The organism is Lentisphaera araneosa HTCC2155 (assembly GCF_000170755.1).
GTDB classification, from domain to species: Bacteria; Verrucomicrobiota; Lentisphaeria; order Lentisphaerales; family Lentisphaeraceae; genus Lentisphaera; species Lentisphaera araneosa.
This window is the reverse complement of the sequence record NZ_ABCK01000008.1, coordinates 1-21,968: the sequence shown is the minus strand read 5'-3', so window position 1 is coordinate 21,968 and position 21,968 is coordinate 1. Positions and strand designations below refer to the sequence as shown.

Sequence of the window (21,968 nt, the reverse complement as noted above, 5' to 3'; positions counted from 1 at the left end):
TCAACTAAAGCTCTTTGGCTTCTAATCTTTTGATAAGTTCATCACAGGCATCTTCAAGAAGGTCGAGAACATGACTAAAGCCCTCTTCACCATCATAATAAGGATCTGGCACCTCTTCGACTCCCTTATATTTCTGGCAAAAATCCGTCATTAAAAAACAATTCGCACGATGTTTGCGCCCACCGCCCATTTTTTGCAGGTTGCGGACATTGCTTCTATCCATAGCAATAATCAGTTCAAATTCATCAAAGTCGCTATCTAAAACTTTACGTGAACGTGACTGAAGATCATAATTTCGCTGAGCAGCAGATTTTATCATACGGCCATCAGCTCTTTCTCCAATATGCCAACCGCTAGTTCCTGCAGAATCTACCACATAATCAGACTCCAAACCTTGTTCAGTAAGTTTAGCTTTAAAGACTCCTTCGGCAGCGGGAGATCGACATATATTTCCAAGACAAACAAATAGAATTTTTTTCATCAGCGTTTTTGATTCCATACTTTATTATTGTATTTCTCTTCTTGCAGTTCAATCACGCGACCTTCTATCAAAGTCATTGGAGAGTAAGCTATAAAATTACAGGGAATTACTTTCTCAAAACCCTTTGGCAAAGCTTCGCGCAAGCTTTTCGCATTTAAAAAATCATAGCCTTCACATTCAATAGAACCTTGATGCAGCATCCCCAACTTCGTTCTTCTTTGTGCGGAGCCTGCAATTTTTTTGTCTTCCAAAAGTAAATCATAGCGAGTTGGGGTCACAAAACAAACCATCCCAGCACGGTCAACTGATCTAGGAATCTCTTGTTCGGCAAGAGACGAATCTAAACTAAAAACTTTCAAAGCATTTTGTACACAACGGTTAAGCCAAGCATAGCTTTCTACGGGCTTTGTATCTTTCACAATCCAATGATTTGGAGGTAAAATAACTGTATAGGTAAAGTGATGCTTATGATAAACTATCCCCCCACCCGTTGGGCGACGAACTAAATCTTTAATACCTTGAGGAACTCTGTCAAATTTCTGCGTATAACCAAAGGAAACAGCTTCCTCCTGCCATTCATATAAACGCAAAAGCGGACCAGGTAAATCCATGGCTAGCTCCATGAGAGCCTCATCTATGGCCATGTTTTCAGCGGCAGAATGCTCCTCATCTTGCCAAAGAAACCACTCTTCTTTATTCACTGACTTGCTCCACCACGACTCGACTTCCTTCCACTTCAACAACTATAAGTTTAGTACCCATATCCAGCATCTCGCCATGACTAATTACATCTAAGTGAACATTACAGATTTTAGCCGAACCCACTGGTCTCAAATCCGTCAATGCCACACCTTTACTATGCAGTAAGACACCCGCACTTATTTGTCCTTGAACGAGTTCAGGGACAATATTTTCTCCTGCCGTATTCTCTCGATTATCACCTTCATCTAGTAACACCACACTGTTGCTCAGTTTCATTTTTGGCAAATAATACATGACAGCTAAAGTCCCCACAAAAGTACCTATGATAATAACCGATAAATTGAACATGGCGTACATAGAGGAATCAACTAAATAAGAGCTTCGAATTACTTCGTTTTCGGGCAAGGCCTCCAAATCAATAAAGCTCATCACAACACCGGCACCGAATGCAGGTATACCTAATATGCCCGCTATGCCAAAGCCCGGAAGTACGACCACTTCTACCGCCAGCAACGCTAAACCAATTATTATAAGACTAATATCTAATGCCCCAGCAGTCCCCAGTTGATATTGAAGAAACAAACAAAAAACCAAGCCTACTGAACCCACACTTCCGCCAACGCCAAAACCTGGCGTATTCATCTCCATAAATAAAGCAATCATAACGGCAATCCAAATGGCTGGCAGGAAAGGCATGAGCCTTTTAGCCAAGAGATAAGAGGAACTTTCTTTAAAAGTTATAATCTCTGCTTCTCCCAAAAAACCTTTCTTAAACTCATCAAAGGAAGTCACTATATCTTTTGTTAAAATAACTTCTCCCTGCTCATCCAAGCGACATTCTTGAGCAGAAATTTTGAAAGCCCCCTCAGTACCTAGATGTTCGACACCTGCTTTGCTGAAGGGGATCCTCCAATCCGCCAAGGTTTTGGCTAAGCTCACGTTATGATTCCTCATCTTTGCGTTTTTAGCAAAAGCGTCAATCCGCATGGATCGAAGTTCTTTTTTCTGTTCTAAAGATGGCTCTTCATCATTAAACATTTTGGGTTCTGAGTAAGCGAGTTCAAGCTGATCATGCAAAATGATTTTATCTCCACTTAAAAGGAATAAGTTAGCTGCGCCACTCACCTTACCCTCTGCATAGACAAAAATGGGGACCGCAAATTTGAGTAGTTTCTGATTCACCAAAAGACTTCGAGATATATCGGTCTCTAAATTATGCAGATCTAATACCAAAGCATCGACAAACTCGTCATCAGCTCTCTCAAGCGCTCGCCCCAGACGCCCAGTCAACTCTTGCCCTGTATCGCCGTCGAGTCGTACATGTAAAATAAGTGCTTCAGGACCTTTATTTTTTAGGTCAAGCAAAAGCTTCGAGCGTTCTACACTTTTATCAACTTCAGTTTCTATTGATTCGATCTCTTGCGCTGAAAGCTTAATAAGAGCTAGTAAAAATATTAATATTGTTCTCATGTAACATTCCCTATATACTCTTAAATTAACTTCTTGCTCCACCTAAACAAGTACAAGACCCATATTGCAAGCACTTTCTTTTCGCTTTTTCAAATCCATGGCTAAATAGGTAAAAAATCTTAAAACCAGTTTCATCTATAAGCAATAAGGTTTAGATTCGAAAAATTATAATGCTTAATTAAGTCAACTCATTGAGTTGCAATGGATACAAATATGATCGAAAAAGACGAAGACAAAAATATTTACGTCATTGAAAATAACTGGCAAGCCTTTCACCCCGTCGAAAGCTGTGGGGGTCCTTGTGAAATTAAAATTGATAACAAATCTATCATCACTGACATTCGCAGTTCTATTAGTGGAATTGAAGATACTCAGTGCATCACTCGCAAAGTTAAAGAGTACCACAAAGCTGGGCAATCGGTTGTTGAGAGCGAAGGCTACTTACCTTTCGGTGGCGAAAGTGAATTCAAACAAACTTCTCGCTACCACAAGAACCTTTTGCGTGTTACGCAAGATATAAATTTCCGTCATGGCACAACGGTTAATCGACATTTTTCCGTAGGATCCTTAAATTTAAAGGGCAAATACGAAGCTTTCACAGTTATCCCGCCTGCCCAACACCAAACCGAAGGCAGCGAGCCATACACTAGGGAGATCCCTGACTGGAAAGGCAAAGAAATCATGATCGGTCATTGGCACCGCCCACCACTCGCGATCATCTTCCACAGAAAAGATGGCATCGATATTGAAGTTGGTACTGGATTTGATATCTGGCGTTGGGAAGAAAACCTAGGCTACCATCCAGAAAGTGGTTCCTACAAAATCAAATTAAAAGAAAAAAGCCTTGAGTTCACTCGTGAGCCCTTAGCCTGCTGCGAAGATTTCACCCCAGAACAGAGAAACTACCGCTTCACTTGGCACATTGCTTGGAATAACGATAAGAAGAAACTCACTGTACCGCAACACAAGAAACTCTACATTCCGTTTAAAAATGCTGGACAAGAAGTCGATTTTGAGCGTTTAAAAAAATCACTTGCTGAATCATCAGAAGAAAACACTTACTTATACTTCAACATTCATCGAGGTCTCAGCTGGCCAGATAATGCCTTAGCCGTCCCCAGTTCACAAGCCTTTTGCTGCGGCTTAGTGAGCGATGAACTCTGCTGGCAATCACCAGTCATCATTCGTCGCCTCAAAAAAATCATGCGCCGCGTTAGTGAAATGGATGGCTTTAACGGACTTATCCTAGAAGGTATTCATCCAGGAATCTGCTACCACCCCTCACACATTGAAAGAAAAAATGTCATGGGCTTAGCTCACTGGGACATCAACCCTATTTTTGACTTTCTTAGCTGGATCGACAACCACGCCAAAGACAAGTTTAAAATCTTCCTAAAACCAGATGAAGAAGAAAGACTAGCTTTACCCAGCTTAGAAGGCTTCTTCAAGTGATTAATTTTGACTTCTCATTCGTAAAAGGCGTCGGCTGGTATCCTGGTCACATGCTAAAAGCAACCCGCGATATTCGCAAACAGCTCAAACTGGTTGACGTGGTTATGATTCTCACTGACGCAAGAACTCCCGTGTCAGCTCTCAATGAAGGTTTAATCAAAATAACTTCAACGAAGCCGACGCTCATCGTCCTTAACAAAGCGGATTTAGCCGAAGATGAAAAAACTCTTGACTGGGCTGAACACCTAAAATCCAAGTACGAAAACTGTGATTACGTCATCACAGAAACTATTAATCGACGTGGCCTGAAGCAAATCACAAACACGGCACGCCAACTCATCAAAGAAGATCGCAAGAAAAAAGGCGCCACTCGCCCTCTTTTCCGTCCCATCCGCCTGATGATTGCCGGCGTCCCCAATGTTGGTAAATCATCTTTAATCAATGCACTCAATCGCAAGAAATCAGCTCGCACGGGTCCACGCCCTGGTGTCACACGTTCGCAGCAATGGATCACCTTAGCTGATGATATGGAATTACTCGACACTCCGGGCATCATGCCCCCAGGCAATCCTTTAGTAGAATGCGGCTTACGCCTTGGCCTCATCAATGCCGTTAAACAAGACCTCATCGGTAAAAGTTTACTCGTCACTTACCTCATGTCTCAGGCATTTAAACATGAAAACTATGCCTACCTCAAAAGCCTAGGCGTCGCATTTCCAGTAAAGGATTACGATGACATCCTTACCACGATTGCGGCAAAAATGGGCTATAAACTTCCTGGTGATGAACCCGACATTCGCAAAACCGAAGAATTCATCTTACGCTCTTACACAGACGGTAAATTCGGAAAGATGACCTTGGATACTCCCCCTGATTTCCAAGCTCCTGGAGATGTTAAAATCCTTTGGCCAGACGCAAAGATCAACTTAGATATAGAAGACGAAGAAAACTAATCCTCAAAGACCACCACCTGCACCGATCAACCTCGAGGATTAGACGGGGTCGTAGTCAGCAAAAGTTTTCTTTAAGATTTTAGTTTTCCTTAACAGGGGATTTCTTCTTAACTCTTGCTCATGGTGAGCCATACGCTCAGTTATTTCAGCCAGAAGAAATGAACTCAACTGACTATGTAAAGCTAAATCAAACTGATCCTCTAAGTAGGGAATATCGTTGTAAATTTGTTTAAGCTTGAGGAACTTTTCTTGTGCGCCATTTGCTTGCATAACTTTTAAAATCACATCACCCACCTGACCTTGGACTTTTAAGTTCCCCATATAATAATCAGTAATGGCTCGATTACTTGACTCCATTAAAACCTCAGGGTCTTCCACAACATGTAAAGTCACAATTTGCTTGTTAAATGAAACTGCTTCCTGCTTCAAAACAGTGGATATAGTTTCATTTAAAAGAGCTCGAACTTCTTTTAGTTCTTCTTCTTTTTTAAGTTTTGTTAAAATCGTTTCAAACTCATCTAATTCTTCCGCCTTTGAGCCCCAAAACTTATCCCCCAATTTTTGCCCATCTAAATCCGCAACAGCTTTCTCCATCGAGTAACTTGCACAAGCTTGTATGCCCTCGAGCAAAGTTCGATCACTATAACTCATCCCAGGCATTACATCTTGTAGATCAGCACAACCGACAAAACAAGTTAAGGCCGATAAGTACATTAATTTAAGGCTTTTCACTCGACGAGCTCCTTGATTCTAATATTTCTTTTTCTTTAGCAGTCAGACTATCCATACCCTGAGCTAAAATCTTGTCTAAAATCGCATCTATTTCGGGGTCAGCAAGATCTTCTTTAACAATCCGCTTAAATCCTCTTTGCATTTCATTGCGTTTTACAGGCTTCTTCTCTTGCTTTTGACCTTTCTGCTTGTTCTTACGCTTCTTTTTTTTCTTTTTACAATGATCATAAGCCACATACGCTACCAAGGAATAAACAATTAAAATGGACCATTGATGGGTTGCTGCCACCAAAACTGCATACAAAGCAATAAGTGTCAAAATATTCTTTCCACTAAGATCCAAAGGCAAAACAAAAAATATGTAAAACCTCGCTTTCACTGAATAATAAGTCCATCCATAGGCACACACTGTCCCTAACATCAAAGCAGATAAAAACGCAAAGGATTGATAAAAAAATAAAAGTAATAAAACAGGCATCGCAATGGCGATGGCCGCAAAAAGCTTTTTGTACAAGAGCCGCAAACGTGATTCACCATAAGCTTCTTCTAAGCGCTGTGCAGCAAAATAAAAAATGAGTAGATCAAAGACAAATGAAAAAAGCTGATCGGAAGACGCTAAGAAAAAGCTGGTGAAAAGCTGCCAAATCCAACCTGATTTTAGACCGACTAAACTCAGCGCAAAGGAATCCCATAAACGCCCCGCAGTTAAAAAAACCGCAACATTAATAAGCACTGCAACACCAAGAATCACCTTTAACAAAGGCCACTTTTCAGGCCCTTTAGTTTTGATATATTCTCTATCACTTAGCATTTTCTATTATTCCTCTTCAAAAATTCAGTTTAAAGTAAAGGCAAAATCTCTTGTAGCTAGGCGAAACACAGGTTAGCTTGGCGAGGATTTAAACAAAAAAACTCATTAAAATGAAAATAAAACCTGCTACCACACTTATCTTAATCGCATTGACTTTCTGTGCTTGTAAACCTAAAGAAGCCACCAAGCCAGCTCAAGCAACGGACTTTATTTCTCCAAAAGCTTTTGGCATCATTAACTTTAACCTCAAAAGTATAGACTCAACTACCGGGGCAAAGCAATTTCTTCACGATAAACTAGGGAAAAATAAAGAGTTTAAAATTTTAAATGAGTTACAAATCCCATTCTCTGATTTCAGCAACATCACAACTTGCCTGAGTCAACATGAATTCTACATCCTTACATTGAAGGCACCTTTAGAACTCGACCGCCTCTTTGAGAAGTTTCTTAAAGCTAAATCGCCTAAATACAATGGTGAGCGACTCTTATTTGAAGACAAAAACGTTTATCGACTAACACGCAAAGATGAAAGTCGTTTCTGTGCCCAAGTCTCACCTAAGATAATCCTTATTGGTCAACAAAACGACCTTCTCAATTCTCTTAGCTCCAAAGCTGTAAGTAGCAATCCTATCGTCGACAAGATCGACTTCGCTTTACCTTTCTCTTTACTCATTAAGCAAAGCGAACTTCTCCCTCCACAACTCAAAGACATCAAGGAGCTCTCAGGTCAAGCACAGTACAAAGACACACTTGATATTAATTTTGAAGGGCAATTCAACAATGAACAGGCCACTAGTGGTGCGCAGAATATGCTGCGAACTCTCATTGGCTTCACACCCCTACCTGACCAAATGAGAAAGAGTTTAAAGTTTGAACAAAACTCAACAGAGCTAAAAATATCAGCCCAAGTTAGCGACCAAGAGATTGCAGAGCTACTAAAAGAAGAAATGAAAAAGGATAAGTAAAAACCAAATTATAACAAATTGCGGCGGACACCTTCGAACAGGAATAATGTTGCTGCTTGAGCCACATTTAAAGATTCTGTATCGCCTGGCATCGGAATAGTTACACGCTCTCCCACTGAGAAATCTTTAATACCATCACCTTCTTCACCAAAGACTAAAAAACTTCCCGATAAATCGAAGCCCTTATTATATAAGGATATATCAGCTCTTGGACTCGTAAGCCAAAACTTAGCTTCAGGAAAGTCCTGAGAAAGGGACTCCAATGATTCCACATAAATAAATTCTAAGCGAAATTGGGCCCCCATGCCAGCTCGTACGGCTTTTGCATTATAAGGGTCAACTGTACCAGAGGTTAAAATGACGCGCTCCAAACCAACAGCAAGAGCGGTTCTTAAAATCGTCCCCATGTTACCAGGCTCCGCCACACCATCTAAAACTAAGACAAAGGGTTTCAAACTGGATGGGCATTCAACTTTATCCGGTTTCTTCATCAACATCAAAATTCCCTGAGGATTTTCTGTTAAACTCAATTCAGACATTTCTTTTTCGGATAAGACAAACTTCATATCCAAGAAATCTAAGTCTGCCTTCTCTTGAGCCACAACACAACATTCTATTGAATTAGCTGCGTACTTTAAGGCCTCGTCACAACAACGCTTTCCTTCACATAGAAAGTAATTGGATTTACGACGACCACCACGAGTTTTTAATTTTATAAACTCTTGCTTAATTTTACGTGGAAGGGAACTATTCATGCAAAATCATACATCTAAGTGAAAAAAATGATAATACTGCAGGTGATTTTTTTACAAAGAGATAGCATTTTAAACTCACACTGGTAAATTTTTAGTCATATGAAATAAAATTTTTATAAAACAAACGTGTCAACAAAGAACTCTGTGGAGTAGTAACTCGATGATAAAACGTACATTTACTTCTGCTTTAGTGGCTGTAGCGCTAAGCTCATGCCAAAGTAATAATGCTGAAAAAGATAAAGAAGCTGAAAATGCTGCTATACCAAAAACTAAAGTCTATGATGTAAGAGATGTAAATTTCTTAACTCCGGAACAAAGAACCGCACGTTATGGTGAAGGATGGGAAAAGAACCCCGCTATTGTCCGTCACATCAAACCTGACGTTGCCGTAGAAGTAGACATGACAAATAGTCGTGAAATTAGCCTTCAGTACGAAAAGCAATTTGCCCTTCACGTTAAAGCCGACAACCCAGAAGGATACGGTTCCGTATCAATCAAAAATAAATGGGTCAAAGTTGGAGACACAGTTACAATTAAAGCAAATAATGATGACAATGCCACTTTCCACGAATGGGTTGGCGACATTGAAGGTGCTGAAGTAACTGGTGATACTATATCGATTAAAATGGATCGCCCAAGAAATATTGCTGCAGCTTTCCTCTCTAATAATGTTAAATTTAATATCGACAGTAAGTTCGGAAAACCAGAAGGTTCTGGTACCTACGAACGCGGATCTAAAGTTGCATGGTCAGTTGCTTCACCTGTAGCACTCAGCGAAAACGAGCGCATGGTTGCACGTGAAAAAAGTGGCTCTGCAGTCCTTAACGACAATCACAATATCACACTCGAATGGGAACATGAATTTCTCGTTCAGAGTACTTCAAATGGAAATGGTAGTGTTGAATCACCTGCAGGCTGGTTAGCTCATGGCGAAGAAATCACACTCATGGCCACTCCAAAAGATGATCAATTCGAGTTTGTAAAATGGGAAGGTATCACAGAGGAGCTTGCTCAAACAAACCCTGTGACAATTACTGTTGATGGCGCTGTTAATGCCAAAGCTATTTTCTTAAAGAAAGAATTTAACTTAAATGTCAATAGTGAACATGGTGAAATCACTGGCGCTGGTGCTCATGCTCGTGGTAGCGAAGTTACTTGGGCTGTCAGCTCTCCTACCGAAGACATCAAAGGCACACGCTTCATTGCTGTCCCTGCGACTGGCACAGTAACTATTGACAGCGACAAAGAAGTTAATGTCAACTGGGTTGAACAAGTCCTCGTTAAAGTTATCAAAAAATCTGGCGATGGTCAAGAACTTCTTGGTACTTACTGGCTCAACAAAGGTGACTCTGTCGATAACATCACTGTTCCAGTTAAAGATGGCGAAAGCTTCTTTTGGGCTGGTGATATTCAAACAGCCAACGTTGAAGACAGCGAAGTAGACATCGTTGCCGATAAGCCGAAGACTGTAATTGCTGACTTTAACCCCAAGCCAAACACTCTTACAATCAAGAGTAACGAAGGCGAAGTAGTTTCTGAATCTAAAAACGAATATTACTCTCACCAAAAAGCCAAGAACAATATTCCTGGCACTATCTACAATAGTCCTGCTGAACGTAATGTCTTAGACGTAGCTCCACTCAAAGAACAAATCCAAGAACATGATAAACTAGCTCTAACTCACATTGAAGCGCCAGACATGCTCGAAAAAGGACATGCTAAAATTGACTTCACTGAGTACATGGGATGGAAAAACTGCATCCGCATGGCGAGCAAAGAACTCGAAATCATCATTTCTCCTGACGTCGGAAGAGTTATCTACATGGGCACTCCTGGTGGCAAAGAAAATACTCTTTGGCTCAACGAAGATCTTGCAGGTCAAAGTTTTTCACGAGGCGAAGCACTCAATCAATGGAATGACGTTGGTGGCTCACGCGTTTGGGTAGCTCCAGTTGAACTCAATCACATGCTCTTGAAAAGAGAATTCCCACCTGCCTATGAATTTGATGGCGCTCCTGCTGCAGAACTTACTGCATCATTAGGTAAAGTAATTCTTACCAGCCGCTCTAATGCAGACTTTGGCTGTGCGATTGAAAGAACTTTTGAAGTGAAGCACAATCAACTCATTGTATCTTCTAAACTCCTTGCACAAGAAGGTAAAATCGGCCACAACTTCAGTGTCGGCCCAGCTACTTTCACTGAATTCCAACGCCCCACAAGTGTAACACTCGGAAAAAGTATTTTCGAAGAAATGCACCCCACTGGCTATGTTGTTTTCAACGGCGAACTGGCTGAGCCTGCTGAACAAGAAAATTCAGTAACTTTTGCAGTTCCAAAGCCAAGTGATGAAGGCTGGAAAGTTGGTACACACGCAGCCGAACTTCACATGGACTACCCAGGATACTCAATCACTGCTAACGCATTGGTAACTCCTGGCGAAGAAGTTTGCGAACAAAACACTAACTTCCAGGTTACATCTCCTGAAGAGAGCATCGATTACCTCGAGATTTCTCACATCGGTAGCATGACCCAGCTGAATCAAGCGAAAATAAGCACGGTTACTTGGACTTTTAATAAAAAGTAAAAGCAACTCCCTCTAACTTTAAAGGCCGATCCTCATGATCGGCCTTTTTTTTAGATTTTACTTATGACACTTATTTGATCAAGTGCATAAGCCTCCTAAAGTATAGTTTTATCAATCAAGAACACAGAGTATATGAAATTTTCACGTATAGGCAATAAATTCTCCTCCAATATTGGCATAGTCGAATTAATGAATGAACTAGGCAAAGCCCTAAGAGAAAACAAAGACATGATCATGATGGGCGGTGGTAATCCGAGCCATATACCTGCAGTCCAAGATTATTTACGCCAAAGCATGAAATCACTCCTCGATTCAGATAGAAAATTCGAAGAAATGCTAGGTGATTACGATGGGCCAAAAGGCAACCTCAGCTTTCGCAAAGCACTTGCAGAGCTCCTCAAGCAAGAATACAACTGGGATGTAACTGAGGATAACATTGCCCTCACCTCAGGAAGCCAAAGTGCTTTCTTTTCCCTATTCAACATTTTTGGCGGACGTGATGATGATGGAAATATCAAAAAAATCCTTTTCCCTTTAACTCCTGAATACATTGGCTATGGAGATTCGTCCATTGAAGATGGCGTCTTCACGTCACGGAAAGCAAAAATTGAACACATCGATCAACATACATTTAAGTACCATGTCGACTTTGAAGCCTTAAATATTGATGATACTATTGCGGCTATATGCGTTTCACGTCCCACTAACCCTACCGGCAATGTCATCACTGACAAGGAAATTAAACAATTAGAAGACCTAGCTCGCAAACACGACATTCCACTCATTATTGATAATGCCTATGGAGCCCCCTTTCCGGGCATCATTTTTACCGACATTGAATCCAAATGGAACGAGTCACTTATCATGTGTTTAAGTTTATCCAAATTGGGGATGCCCGGCGCTCGAACAGGCATTGTCATTGCAAATAAATCTGTCATCTCAACCTTAGCTTCCATGAATTCAGTCATGAGTCTTGCACCTGGTAGCTTTGGCGCAGAACTAGCTTTAGATTTAGTTGAAAGTAAGAACATCGCTAAATTAAGTGAAGACGTTATTAAGCCTTACTACCACAAAAAAGCACGCACAGCCATAAAACTTCTCCACAAACACTTACGTGCAGATATCCCATGGCATATCCATAAAGCTGAAGGCGCCATGTTCCTGTGGCTGTGGTTCGACAAGCTGCCTATCACTTCACAAGAACTTTATGAGCGCTTAAAAGATAAAAATGTTTTAGTTGTCTCTGGCCATCATTTCTTCCCCGGATTAGCAGAAGATAACTGGCCCCATCAACACGAATGTATTAGGATGACTTACTCAAGCGAAAGCTCACAGGTGGAACAAGGGATTAAAATTATTGCTGAAGAAATAAACAATCTTTACGATTAATTATTTACCTATGCAATAACGGCCAAAAATTGTGTGTAAAATATCAGGCATCAGTGTTAAACCCAGAATTTCACCTAAGGGATCCAAGGCTCCGCGTAAATGCACGGAAACTAACTCCCAAGCCTCTCCATCAATACAGGCTTGGCAATCATCAATTTGCTGGACTGCTTGCTCTAGAAGCACACCGTGACGCGCATTAACGGCGACATCAGGGATATGATGGTGATCCTCTTGCCAAACCGCCTCTTCAATGAGGTCATACAAACGGTTGAGGTTATCTTCGGATTTAACTGAAACCCTGACATGTGACACATGACTTTGATTGAAATAACTCGGCAATTCTTGCTCGAGAGCAATATCACTTTTATTGAGAATAACGATCAAAGGTGCATCTGATTTGAAATCTTCCGGCGGCAATTGATCTTCAAGTGGACGCGATAGATCCATTAACCACAAAATGAGCTGTGCTTCTTTCAACGCCTGCTTGCTGCGCTCAATACCTGTGCGCTCAACAATATCTTCTGCTTCACGAATCCCGGCTGTATCGGTGATTTTAAGAGGAATCCCACGAATTCTTGTATATTCTTCCAAAGTATCGCGAGTGGTACCTGCAATATCTGTGACAATCGCGCGATCGCGCCCCAGCACATGATTCATCAAACTGGATTTACCTGCATTTGGTGGACCACCAATAATAACTTTGACTCCATCGCGAAGAACTTCCCCATCCTTACGTCCCTCTAAAAGCTTAGCCATGAGCGTACTTGCGTCATTTAAGGTTTTATTCATTGTTTCAGGCGGAGTCCAATTTAAATCTTCATCAACGAAGTCCATGCGAACCTCGCATTCCGCTAACAAATCAGAGAGGCCATCATACATAGAACGAATTTCATTACCAAAACGACCATTTAATTGATTAACTGCAATTTGCATCGCTTTCTCAGAACCCGCACTAATAACATCCATGACAGCTTCAGCTTGAGTCAAATCAAGCTTACCATTCACAAAAGCTCTTTTCGTGAATTCTCCCGCTTCTGCGGCACGAGCTCCAGCTTTCAGAGTGCACATTAAGGTGTGCTTTGCTGTGAAATTACCGCCATGACATTGAAACTCAACAACATCCTCACCCGTGTAAGTTTGAGGCCCTTTCATATAAACTGCCATCGCCTGGTCACCAGGTTCTTGAGTTTCAGGGTCGATCATTTGACCAAGAACCAAACGTCTTTCATTATTTTCTAGATTCGTCTTTCCACGCCAAACTTTTTTAGCTACACTCAAGGCATCTAACCCTGAAACTCTAATAATGGCTATACTTCCACCAGGCGCAGTTGCTAATGCCGCAATTGTATCATGATCCATGATCTAATTAAGATCAGGATCTACGTTACGTAGTTCGAGTGTATTACCGATACGGATATAGTCTTCACCTTCTGTGAGCTTTTCCCCACCAAAAATTCTCACGGTTCCCAATTTTGAGTCACGCACCATAACTGGAACATTTTCAAAAGTCGCACGATAGACAATAAACTGCTTAATAGACCCAGTATCAGAGAAAACCATATGAATAAATACGCGTGGTTTAACCTGAATCATCGTATGAATATTTGAGAAAGTGTCCACGTCATGATTCACTTTCACCCCCGTTACATAAGGCCCCAAACGCAGTAAAGCGTAAACCCACTGCTTATCATAAACTTTTAAACAGACGATATCCCCCTCTTTTTCCTTGAACGAGATAATCTCATAACTCCTCGGGTGAATTACATTACTATCCTCTAAGTCAACCACACCAAAAGTCTTCTTCCTTAAGACGGTCCCCGATTCAACATTGAGGATCTTAGGTTTAGTCTCAAAAGCTAAACCAGTCAAAGCTGGGTGAGTCATCGATGCCGAAACACTAAAACGTCCCAGCCGCGTCATTGAAAAATGTTCATTTATGTTAAACACCAAAGATTTAGTTTCACCCGCCGCTAAAACTAAACCATTCACTGGATTAAACTTCTTATCATATGCTGGAACTAAGCGATTTTCAGGGTCAACAACAAGTATCTTTAACTTGCCACTCCTCTCATTTGCTCCGAAAGTCAAACGTGTACCCGAGTTATTAACTACCGTAAAGGTCACTTGGATTTTCTCATATTGAAGGTATCTTTCACGATCAAATGACAAACCATACTGAACCTGCGCCTGAAGCTCAAAAAAGCTCACAGACAATATAAACACAAGGACTATTTTCCTTAAAATTTTCATCACATTGATCCCAATTATAAATTATGATTTTAAAACTCGCCCAATTTAACTGGACCACCCCCTTTGTCAAGACTAAGCAGGACCTAGCATGAGCCTTCGTATCGCAATAACTGGCACTGGAGCCATTGCAGATTTACACGCTCAAGAATTAGATGCAATTAGAGGGGTTGAACTCTGTGCGTGCTGTGACGTATCCCACTCAAAAGCAAGAGATTTTGCTCTGCGACATAAAATCAAAAATCTCTACCTAAATATTGAAGATATGCTGCAACGCGAAAAACCCGACGCTATCATCATTGCAGTACCGCCTTACGCTCAACTGAAGGCCTGTCTCATCGCCATCGAACACAAAGTTCACATTCTCTGTGAACGTCCTCTCACCAACAATTCACGTGACGCCGCTAAACTCGCTAGACTCGCCAACGAAGCCGAACTCGTGAACATAGTATCCTACGAAACACGCGGCATCCCCGAAGTACACAAAGCTGCCAACCTCGTAAAAGCGGGTCGCTTAGGAAAAATCATGCATATTGAAGCTAGTTACCTACAATCTTGGCTGAGCACGCACACTTTAGGTAATTGGAAAACCTCAGAATCCCTTTTATGGCGAATGACTCAAAAATTTGGTGGCCATGGTGTTATTGATGACCTAGGCCTCACCCTATTGGATTGTGTTGATTTTATAGCTGGTGAAATCAATACGATTGATGTCTCCAAAAGATCCTTTCGCAAAGACGTCCCAGGCAATCGCTTAGGCGACACTCAACTCGACGCAAGCGATTCAGCAGTCATTATGGCAGAAATGAAAGGTGGCGCTCTAGGCTCTTTCCACCTCAGTCGCTGGGCCACGGGAGAAATTAATTCTCTTAGATTAAGAGTTTATGGAGACAAAGGCGGGCTCTCACTAAAAATAAAAGATGGCATACCAAGCTTGCGACTCTGTACGGGTCCGGATCGACAAAATGGTCTATGGTCAGAAATTGAATGCCCGCTTGTCCCTAATATTTGGAGAAGCTTCATCAACGCTATCCGTAAGCATGACACGACACTTGAACCCAACTTCTCGAGTGCCTACAACATACATAAATTATTGACCAGCACGAAAAAAGAAACGGATTAAGCTTGCCAACAAGGAAAAACTCCTTATACTAGCACCTCCCAAATATTATTAACTAACAAAGTTGGAGAGAATGATGGAACAACTTCCCTCAGGACTAACTTGGGCTGAAATTAAAGAAAAGTTTGCTGATAGCAACCTTTCTATCACGCTCAACTACGTAAATCGTCGTGCTAAAAAAAGCCTTCGTAATAATGGCGAAACAGAAAGCAGAAAGCTTTGGAGATTATTTGTCCAAAACTTCGATGGTGATCAAATCACTACAGTTTTCAAAAAGAACATTCGTGTTGGTGAAGATAATCTTCTCGAACAGAAAGCTTCTGACAAGCTCGTTGGTCAAATCAACAACGTGATTGCACAATTCTAAGAAACCTTTCTTAGAATATTAAAAAGGCCGCTTAACCGCGGCCTTTTTTATTTGATTAGATCTTGGGCTAAATGCTCTAATAGCGAACTCGCTGCCCCGTAGGCCACACTTTGTACTGGAGAATTAGCACGCCGAACGAGTACACTCTCTTTGCCAATTGCGCTTAAACGATTACTGAGGTACTCATTAATCATCGCAAACAATTTTTTATTCTGCCAATTCAAGGCACCGCCCATGACGACACACTCTGGATCTGAGTAACAAGTCAAAGCTTCCAACCAAGGCAGAACCCAAAGCCCCAAATTCATCATAGCCGGACTCAAATCGCCTTCGGGATCTTGAAGGTTTTTCCAATCTTCATTAGATAAAAAAGGTGGATCATGGGGTTTTAAAACGCCGCTCAACTCACCTGCAGAGGAATTCATACCATTAATCATCTGTCCATTGACAAACATAACGGAACTAAAACTACAAGGCTTCACACCTTTGCTAACTTTTTGGTAGTTCATGTAATAAAACAAAAAGTCTCCTGAAATTGTATCTTTATGAACAAGCTCAGCCATGGAAGCCTGCCTTGCGTCATTATCAATCATAATTTCTGTTTCGGGAAACAAAGCCTGCATTTCTGCCGCTAAAGGGTAATTTTGAATATTAAAGAATGAGGAACTCTTTATCATCCCGCTATTATGATCAACAATCGCTGGTAAACCCAAGCAAATTCCTTTCAGCGGACCGGGAGGACAGCCTCTTTCTTTAAACCAGTTTTCTAAACGATTTTTTAAGTACATCGGCAAGGTAGAAATATCGGGATCAACCTCAAAGTTACAAGAGTCAATCACTTCTCCAGCGTAATCTACTTTTACTAATTCCGCATAAACATTTTGTACGACAATACCGATAACCCAACCAAGTTCGGGGTTGACTCTAAGTGAAGTTTGCTTCTTATACCCTGCACCACCTTCTAATTTCGCGCCTTCAACAACTACACCACGATTAATAAAATCACGAATGATATAAGACATCGTTGAATTCTGTAGCTGTGTCAAATCAGAAAGCTGTACACGACTCAAACCTTGATGTACGCGCAACAATTTTAATACTTGTTGACGATTATAATGAGCCGCGCTCTGCTGATTCATACTGTTTTTTGATTGATTCATGTTCAGATAATAATCCCATGCCCTTTTTTTTCTCTAAAGACTCTCTAAAATGATTAAAATTCATTCAATGAAGAAACTCAAGAGTTTTTACTCATAAACAGTCACAAAGTTAAGATTTAGAGCGTATTAAATCTTAAGATATATTCATTCATTGAATTTTTATTTAAGGAAGGTTAGACAAACGATGTTTTTATGGTCTTTTTACTCCACTCAATTAAATAGTATTATTTTGAATGAAAATTAGAAATATATATTATAAATATAGTGTTTTTATGAAATAAATTGAAAATCAATATTGTAAACATAGCGTTTTTTGTGAAATAACTCAATTTTTCTTGTAAACAGCAAGGCTGATCTATTACTTTTCTAACGATACATTAGTACACAGGGCAACTTTTAATAAAGGGTAATCAAATATGAACAAACTAGCTTACACAGCACTCATAAGCGCAACTCTAATCGGAAGTGGCTGTGCTCTTTTCAACAATGAAGATGAAAATAAATTACCCGAACGAGTAGAATTCAATGAACACATTCGCCCTATTCTTTCTGATAAATGTTTCCATTGTCATGGCAACGATCCAGAAACTGCCGAAGCAGGACTACTCCTCAATAGTTTTGAAGCCGCTACCAAAAATCTAAGTAAGCGCCGTGAAAAATACGCTGTCATCCCTGGACATCCTGAAAAATCATCTCTTGTCGAACGCATCAATACTGACGACGAAGACGACATCATGCCACCTCCTGAGTCTCATAAAACTTTAAGTCAATATGAAAAAGATCTCTTGGCCAAATGGATTGAACAAGGTGCCGAATTCCAAGAACATTGGTCATTCACCAAAATTGCAGATCAAACTCCACCTGAAGTAAACAAGGAACAGTGGCTTAATAATGATATTGACCGCTATGTCTTAAATAAACTAGAAGATAAAAACTTAAAACCTAATAAAGAGGCTACAAAAGAAAAACTTCTTCGTCGCCTTAGTTTTGATACCACAGGTCTCCCACCAAGCCTAGAAGAATTAGATCGTTTCCTAAAAGATAACTCCGCTGATGCCTACGAAAAAATGGTGGATCATTACCTAGCACAAGCTGCCTACGGCGAGCATATGGGAAGATTTTGGCTAGATGCCGCTCGCTATGGTGACACCCATGGGCTTCACCTGGATAACTACCGTGAAATGTGGCCCTACCGTGACTGGGTTATTGAAGCCTTCAACAAAAACATGCCTTTTGATCAATTCTCAACTGAACAATTAGCCGGCGACCTACTACCAAAACCTTCTCTTCAGCAAAAAATCGCTTCAGGGTTCAACCGCTGTAACGTCACTACGAGTGAAGGAGGTTCTATTGCCGAAGAATACTACGTTCGCTACGCAGTTGATAGAACATCAACGACTTCCACTGTATGGCTTGGTTTAACAACTGGCTGCGCAGCTTGCCACGATCATAAATTTGATCCCGTTTCACAAAAAGAATTTTATGAGATGACAGCATTCTTTAACAACATAACTGAAAATGCTATGGACGGCAATCGCAAAGACACTCCCCCTATCATTCACGTCATGAATGATCAACAAAAAAAGAAAGACCTTGCACTAGAAGCTAAAATTGCGGAAGCCAAGAAAGTCGTTCCTCACAATCCAAAAGACCCCAACTTTCTAACCTGGGCCCAAAAAGCGAAAACTACAAAACCTGCGCCTGCTCCAAATGCCAAGCTAGCTCTCAATTTCACTGAACAAACTGTGGATATTAAAGGGAAACCCGTATTTACGATTGATAAGGGAAAAAACTCTCTAGTCCTCGATAAAAAAGCCGTTTTAGAAACGACGACTAAACCAGATTTTGAGTTTAATAAGCCCTTCTCCATTGGCCTTTGGGTATATGGAGAAGAATTTAGCGGCGCAATCGTTTCCAACATGGACAATGCCCAATACACTCGCGGCTGGGATATTTGGTCAACAAGCGGGAGAATTGTCCTTCATGTGATTAATGAGTGGCCAGGCAATGCTTTAAAGGTTGAAACCAAAAAAGCACCATTAAAACCAAAAAAGTGGAACCATCTATTTATAACATCTGATGGCAGTGGCCGCGCCCATGGCATTAAAATTTATCTCAATGGCAGAACTCAGGATTTTCGTACAAACAACAACAATCTCAGCAAAACTATAAAAAACAAAAAACCACTTTACCTCGGTGGGCGAGAATCGCAGCCAGGCTTCAAGGGTAAGATCAGTGACTTACAATTCTTCGAAAAAAAACTCAGCCCTATACAAGTCACAAGCGCCTATGGTGAGTACCCCATTAAACATCTGTTGAGCCCTAAAAAAGATAAGAATGCTGAAAACAAAAGAGTCAAAGAGCTCTACAGCTATTACCGCAGTCACGTCGATGAAGCTTCTCTACTAGCTGATAAACAGCTTCGTGTTGCTGAAAATAAACGTAATAATTTCTTAAAAACTATCCCCACGACCATGATCATGCAGGAACGTCCAACACCGCGTGGTGCCTACGTTTTAGATCGCGGTCAATATGATCAACGTAAAGATAAAGTTGAACCTGCCGTCCCAGCATTTCTTCCTGACCTCCCAAAAGGTCCTGGCAATCGCCTCACTTTTGCAAAGTGGCTCTTTTTACCGGACCATCCGCTTACTTCGCGAGTCACAGTTAACCGCTTTTGGCAACAACTTTTTGGAACAGGCATTTGTAAAACATCGGATGACTTTGGTTCCCAAAGTGAGTTCCCCTCACACCCACAACTTTTAGATCATCTAGCCTATAAGTTCATGAACGAAGGCTGGGACGTCAAAAAACTGATGAAATATATGCTCATGTCCGCATCCTACCGCCAAGACAGCTTCGTCAGCGACAAAAAACTTGAGATCGACCCCTATAATCGACTCATCTCTCGCGGCCCTCGCTTTAGGTTAGATGCTGAAATGATCCGCGATAACGCCCTCAAATCCTCGGGCCTATTAGTCGAGAAAATTGGTGGCAAATCTGTGAAGCCCTATCAACCTGAGGGTATATGGAATGCCGTGGCCTACTCCGGTTCCAATACACGACATTTCAAACAAGAATCTGGAGAGAAGCTCTATCGTCGCAGCCTGTATACCTTCCTGAAACGTACCGCTCCCGCTCCCATGATGAGTAATTTTGATGCGCCGAACAGAGAAACTTGCACAGTTCGCAGAGAACGGACCAACACCCCTCTTCAAGCTTTACAACTCATGAACGATGTACAATACCTTGAAGCTTCTCGCCATCTAGCCACAAAAGCTTTACAGACTCAAGGCGATAATAATGACAAGATTAAAAAGGCTTTCCGAAAAGTGACTTCACGCTTCCCTAATAAAGAGGAGCTAATCATCATGTCAGAAGTTTTGCAGGCACACCACAAGCATTTCGAAGTAAATGCCAATGAAGCCAAAGAACTGATTGCTCATGGTGAGTCAAAGGTCCCAAAGGATATCGACTCAAATGAACTCGCGGCTTGGACGATGCTCTGCAGCCAACTATACAATTTAGACGAAGCCATTACTAAGGAGTAGAATCATGAACTTAGCAGACCAATTCAATACACTTCAAAACCGTCGCCAATTTTTAGGCAATTCAGCTCTTGGACTCGGTGCCTTTAGTTTCATGGATCTCAATGCCAAAGATCAACATGGAGCTGCTCCAGGCATTACACAAAATGCTTTCGGCCTTCCCCATCATGCTCCAAAGGCTAAAAAAGTCATTTGGCTTTGTATGGCTGGCGCTCCATCACACCTCGACATGCTCGACTACAAGCCTACGCTGGAAAAGATGTTTGATAAAGATCTCCCTGAATCTGTTCGGGATGGCCAGCGTCTTACAGGCATGACAGCCAATCAATCACGCTTCCCTTTAGCTCCCTCAAAGTTTAAATTTAAACAACATGGTAAATCAGGTGCATGGTTTAGTGAACTTCTGCCTTGGACCGCTAAAATGTCTGACGACCTGTGCATCATGCGAGGCATGCATACTGAGCAGATCAATCATGACCCCGCGATCACCTATCTGCAAACTGGCAATCAAATCCCAGGTCGTCCCAGCATGGGTTCTTGGCTTTCTTACGGTTTGGGGAGTATGAATGACAACCTACCCACTTATGTCGCCATGACTCCATCTTGGACAGGCCGAAAAGATGCCCAAGCACTTTATCAACGTCTTTGGGGCTCAGGTTTTCTTCCCTCTGAACACCAAGGTATCGGTTTTCGCTCGGATGGAGACCCTGTACTCTACTTATCTGACCCAAAAGGAGTAAATTCGAGCACTCGTCGTCGCATGCTCGACAGCTTGGCACAAATGAACCGTAAACATTTCCAAGATGTCAATGACCCAGAAGTTAATGCCCGTATTTCTCAATACGAAATGGCTTTCCGCATGCAAACTTCGGTGCCAGAGCTTACCGACATCAGTAAGGAAGATAAAAAAACTCTCGAACTCTATGGCCCTGATGTTCACAAGAAAGGCACTTTTGCTGCTTCTTGCCTTCTAGCTCGACGAATGGTCGAACGCGATGTGCGCATGGTGCAAATTTTCCACCGCGGCTGGGACCAACATTTTAATATCGCTGGCGACCTCCCCAATCAATGTAAAGATATTGACCAATCTTGCTATGGTCTCATTCAAGATCTCAAGCAACGTGGCTTACTCGAAGACACCCTCGTCGTTTGGGGCGGTGAATTTGGTCGTACAAATTATTCACAGGGTAAACTCACTCGTGACAACTACGGTCGTGACCACCACCCACGAT

18 protein-coding genes are annotated in these 21,968 nt (G+C 41.5%); 9 read left to right on the top strand and 9 right to left on the bottom strand.

Going from position 1 to position 21,968, the window contains the following annotated elements; translation table 11 throughout:
- Positions 1-4: 4 nt before the first annotated feature.
- From LNTAR_RS09765 to LNTAR_RS09755, 3 genes are read right to left on the bottom strand one after another with little or no spacing between them, the layout of a single operon-like run.
- Complete coding sequence (locus tag LNTAR_RS09765; protein ID WP_007278528.1) at positions 5-481, bottom strand: low molecular weight protein-tyrosine-phosphatase; 477 nt, start codon at positions 479-481, stop codon at positions 5-7.
- The gene (locus LNTAR_RS09760; RefSeq protein WP_007278527.1) at positions 481-1,182 is read right to left on the bottom strand and encodes a lipoate--protein ligase family protein; all 702 of its coding nucleotides are present in this window, start codon (positions 1,180-1,182) and stop codon (positions 481-483) included. Before LNTAR_RS09760 ends, LNTAR_RS09765 begins: the two co-directional genes overlap by 1 nt.
- Positions 1,175-2,653 carry an NfeD family protein gene (locus LNTAR_RS09755; protein WP_007278526.1) on the bottom strand — a complete coding sequence of 493 codons (1,479 nt, stop codon included), beginning with the start codon at positions 2,651-2,653 and terminating at the stop codon, positions 1,175-1,177. Before LNTAR_RS09755 ends, LNTAR_RS09760 begins: the two co-directional genes overlap by 8 nt.
- Before the next feature lie 201 nt (positions 2,654-2,854).
- Here LNTAR_RS09755 and LNTAR_RS09750 point away from each other — a divergent pair, with 201 nt between their 5' ends.
- Positions 2,855-4,105: a hypothetical protein gene (locus LNTAR_RS09750; protein ID WP_157473466.1), complete on the top strand. Its 1,251-nt coding sequence runs from the start codon at positions 2,855-2,857 to the stop codon at positions 4,103-4,105.
- Positions 4,102-5,058, top strand: coding sequence for a ribosome biogenesis GTPase YlqF (gene ylqF, locus LNTAR_RS09745; RefSeq protein WP_007278524.1), 957 nt, complete (start codon positions 4,102-4,104; stop codon positions 5,056-5,058). The genes LNTAR_RS09750 and ylqF overlap by 4 nt, the downstream gene beginning before the upstream one ends.
- 39 nt (positions 5,059-5,097) lie before the next feature.
- Here the strand turns inward: ylqF and LNTAR_RS09740 are convergent, their stop codons facing one another.
- Together LNTAR_RS09740 and LNTAR_RS09735 are read right to left on the bottom strand one after the other, a co-directional pair.
- A complete protein-coding gene (locus tag LNTAR_RS09740) occupies positions 5,098-5,790 on the bottom strand; it encodes a DUF4197 family protein (protein ID WP_007278523.1) in 693 nt (230 codons plus the stop codon).
- Positions 5,777-6,601, bottom strand: coding sequence for a DUF6576 domain-containing protein (locus LNTAR_RS09735; protein ID WP_007278522.1), 825 nt, complete (start codon positions 6,599-6,601; stop codon positions 5,777-5,779). Before LNTAR_RS09735 ends, LNTAR_RS09740 begins: the two co-directional genes overlap by 14 nt.
- Before the next feature lie 110 nt (positions 6,602-6,711).
- On the opposite strand from LNTAR_RS09735, the gene LNTAR_RS09730 reads away from it, so the two are divergent.
- Positions 6,712-7,566 (top strand): hypothetical protein, encoded by an 855-nt coding sequence (locus tag LNTAR_RS09730; protein ID WP_007278521.1) that lies wholly within the window; start codon positions 6,712-6,714, stop codon positions 7,564-7,566.
- A gap of 8 nt (positions 7,567-7,574) precedes the next feature.
- On the opposite strand, the gene LNTAR_RS09725 is transcribed toward LNTAR_RS09730, so the two are convergent.
- Positions 7,575-8,321, bottom strand: a complete 747-nt coding sequence (locus LNTAR_RS09725) for a TrmH family RNA methyltransferase (RefSeq protein WP_007278520.1) — start codon at positions 8,319-8,321, stop codon at positions 7,575-7,577.
- A 160-nt stretch (positions 8,322-8,481) separates the two neighbouring features.
- On the opposite strand from LNTAR_RS09725, the gene LNTAR_RS09720 reads away from it, so the two are divergent.
- Positions 8,482-10,905 (top strand): InlB B-repeat-containing protein, encoded by a 2,424-nt coding sequence (locus LNTAR_RS09720; protein ID WP_007278519.1) that lies wholly within the window; start codon positions 8,482-8,484, stop codon positions 10,903-10,905.
- Positions 10,906-11,037: 132 nt separating this feature from the next.
- Positions 11,038-12,294: a valine--pyruvate transaminase gene (locus LNTAR_RS09715; RefSeq protein WP_007278518.1), complete on the top strand. Its 1,257-nt coding sequence runs from the start codon at positions 11,038-11,040 to the stop codon at positions 12,292-12,294.
- Here the strand turns inward: LNTAR_RS09715 and mnmE are convergent, their stop codons facing one another.
- Together mnmE and LNTAR_RS09705 are read right to left on the bottom strand one after the other, a co-directional pair.
- Positions 12,295-13,653 carry a tRNA uridine-5-carboxymethylaminomethyl(34) synthesis GTPase MnmE gene (mnmE, locus tag LNTAR_RS09710; RefSeq protein ID WP_007278517.1) on the bottom strand — a complete coding sequence of 453 codons (1,359 nt, stop codon included), beginning with the start codon at positions 13,651-13,653 and terminating at the stop codon, positions 12,295-12,297.
- A gap of 3 nt (positions 13,654-13,656) precedes the next feature.
- Positions 13,657-14,547, bottom strand: coding sequence for a hypothetical protein (locus tag LNTAR_RS09705; RefSeq protein WP_157473463.1), 891 nt, complete (start codon positions 14,545-14,547; stop codon positions 13,657-13,659).
- A gap of 85 nt (positions 14,548-14,632) precedes the next feature.
- Between LNTAR_RS09705 and LNTAR_RS09700 the strand changes: the two genes are divergently transcribed.
- Positions 14,633-15,664 (top strand): Gfo/Idh/MocA family protein, encoded by a 1,032-nt coding sequence (locus tag LNTAR_RS09700; RefSeq protein WP_007278515.1) that lies wholly within the window; start codon positions 14,633-14,635, stop codon positions 15,662-15,664.
- Positions 15,665-15,734: 70 nt separating this feature from the next.
- Positions 15,735-16,028 (top strand): hypothetical protein, encoded by a 294-nt coding sequence (locus tag LNTAR_RS09695; protein WP_157473461.1) that lies wholly within the window; start codon positions 15,735-15,737, stop codon positions 16,026-16,028.
- A 47-nt stretch (positions 16,029-16,075) separates the two neighbouring features.
- Here the strand turns inward: LNTAR_RS09695 and LNTAR_RS09690 are convergent, their stop codons facing one another.
- On the bottom strand, positions 16,076-17,188 hold the full coding sequence (locus tag LNTAR_RS09690; protein WP_007278513.1) for an ROK family protein: 1,113 nt from the start codon (positions 17,186-17,188) through the stop codon (positions 16,076-16,078).
- Between the two features lie 416 nt (positions 17,189-17,604).
- Between LNTAR_RS09690 and LNTAR_RS09685 the strand changes: the two genes are divergently transcribed.
- Together LNTAR_RS09685 and LNTAR_RS09680 are read left to right on the top strand one after the other, a co-directional pair.
- Positions 17,605-20,739, top strand: coding sequence for a DUF1553 domain-containing protein (locus tag LNTAR_RS09685; RefSeq protein ID WP_007278512.1), 3,135 nt, complete (start codon positions 17,605-17,607; stop codon positions 20,737-20,739).
- Between the two features lie 4 nt (positions 20,740-20,743).
- The coding region (locus tag LNTAR_RS09680; protein ID WP_007278511.1) for a DUF1501 domain-containing protein at positions 20,744-21,968 on the top strand (1,225 nt) is incomplete at its 3' end.

Bases quoted from the DNA above. Each gene is read 5' to 3' on its own strand.
- LNTAR_RS09690 (WP_007278513.1), bottom strand. From the start codon at position 17,188: ATGAATCAATCAAAAAACAGTATGAATCAGCAGAGCGCGGCTCATTAT.
- LNTAR_RS09725 (WP_007278520.1), bottom strand. From the start codon at position 8,321: ATGAATAGTTCCCTTCCACGTAAAATTAAGCAAGAGTTTATAAAATTA.
- LNTAR_RS09730 (WP_007278521.1), top strand. From the start codon at position 6,712: ATGAAAATAAAACCTGCTACCACACTTATCTTAATCGCATTGACTTTC.
- LNTAR_RS09715 (WP_007278518.1), top strand. From the start codon at position 11,038: ATGAAATTTTCACGTATAGGCAATAAATTCTCCTCCAATATTGGCATA.
- LNTAR_RS09695 (WP_157473461.1), top strand. From the start codon at position 15,735: ATGATGGAACAACTTCCCTCAGGACTAACTTGGGCTGAAATTAAAGAA.
- LNTAR_RS09720 (WP_007278519.1), top strand. From the start codon at position 8,482: ATGATAAAACGTACATTTACTTCTGCTTTAGTGGCTGTAGCGCTAAGC.
- LNTAR_RS09685 (WP_007278512.1), top strand. From the start codon at position 17,605: ATGAACAAACTAGCTTACACAGCACTCATAAGCGCAACTCTAATCGGA.
- LNTAR_RS09765 (WP_007278528.1), bottom strand. From the start codon at position 481: ATGAAAAAAATTCTATTTGTTTGTCTTGGAAATATATGTCGATCTCCC.
- LNTAR_RS09750 (WP_157473466.1), top strand. From the start codon at position 2,855: ATGGATACAAATATGATCGAAAAAGACGAAGACAAAAATATTTACGTC.
- LNTAR_RS09735 (WP_007278522.1), bottom strand. From the start codon at position 6,601: ATGCTAAGTGATAGAGAATATATCAAAACTAAAGGGCCTGAAAAGTGG.
- LNTAR_RS09700 (WP_007278515.1), top strand. From the start codon at position 14,633: ATGAGCCTTCGTATCGCAATAACTGGCACTGGAGCCATTGCAGATTTA.
- mnmE (WP_007278517.1), bottom strand. From the start codon at position 13,653: ATGGATCATGATACAATTGCGGCATTAGCAACTGCGCCTGGTGGAAGT.
- LNTAR_RS09755 (WP_007278526.1), bottom strand. From the start codon at position 2,653: ATGAGAACAATATTAATATTTTTACTAGCTCTTATTAAGCTTTCAGCG.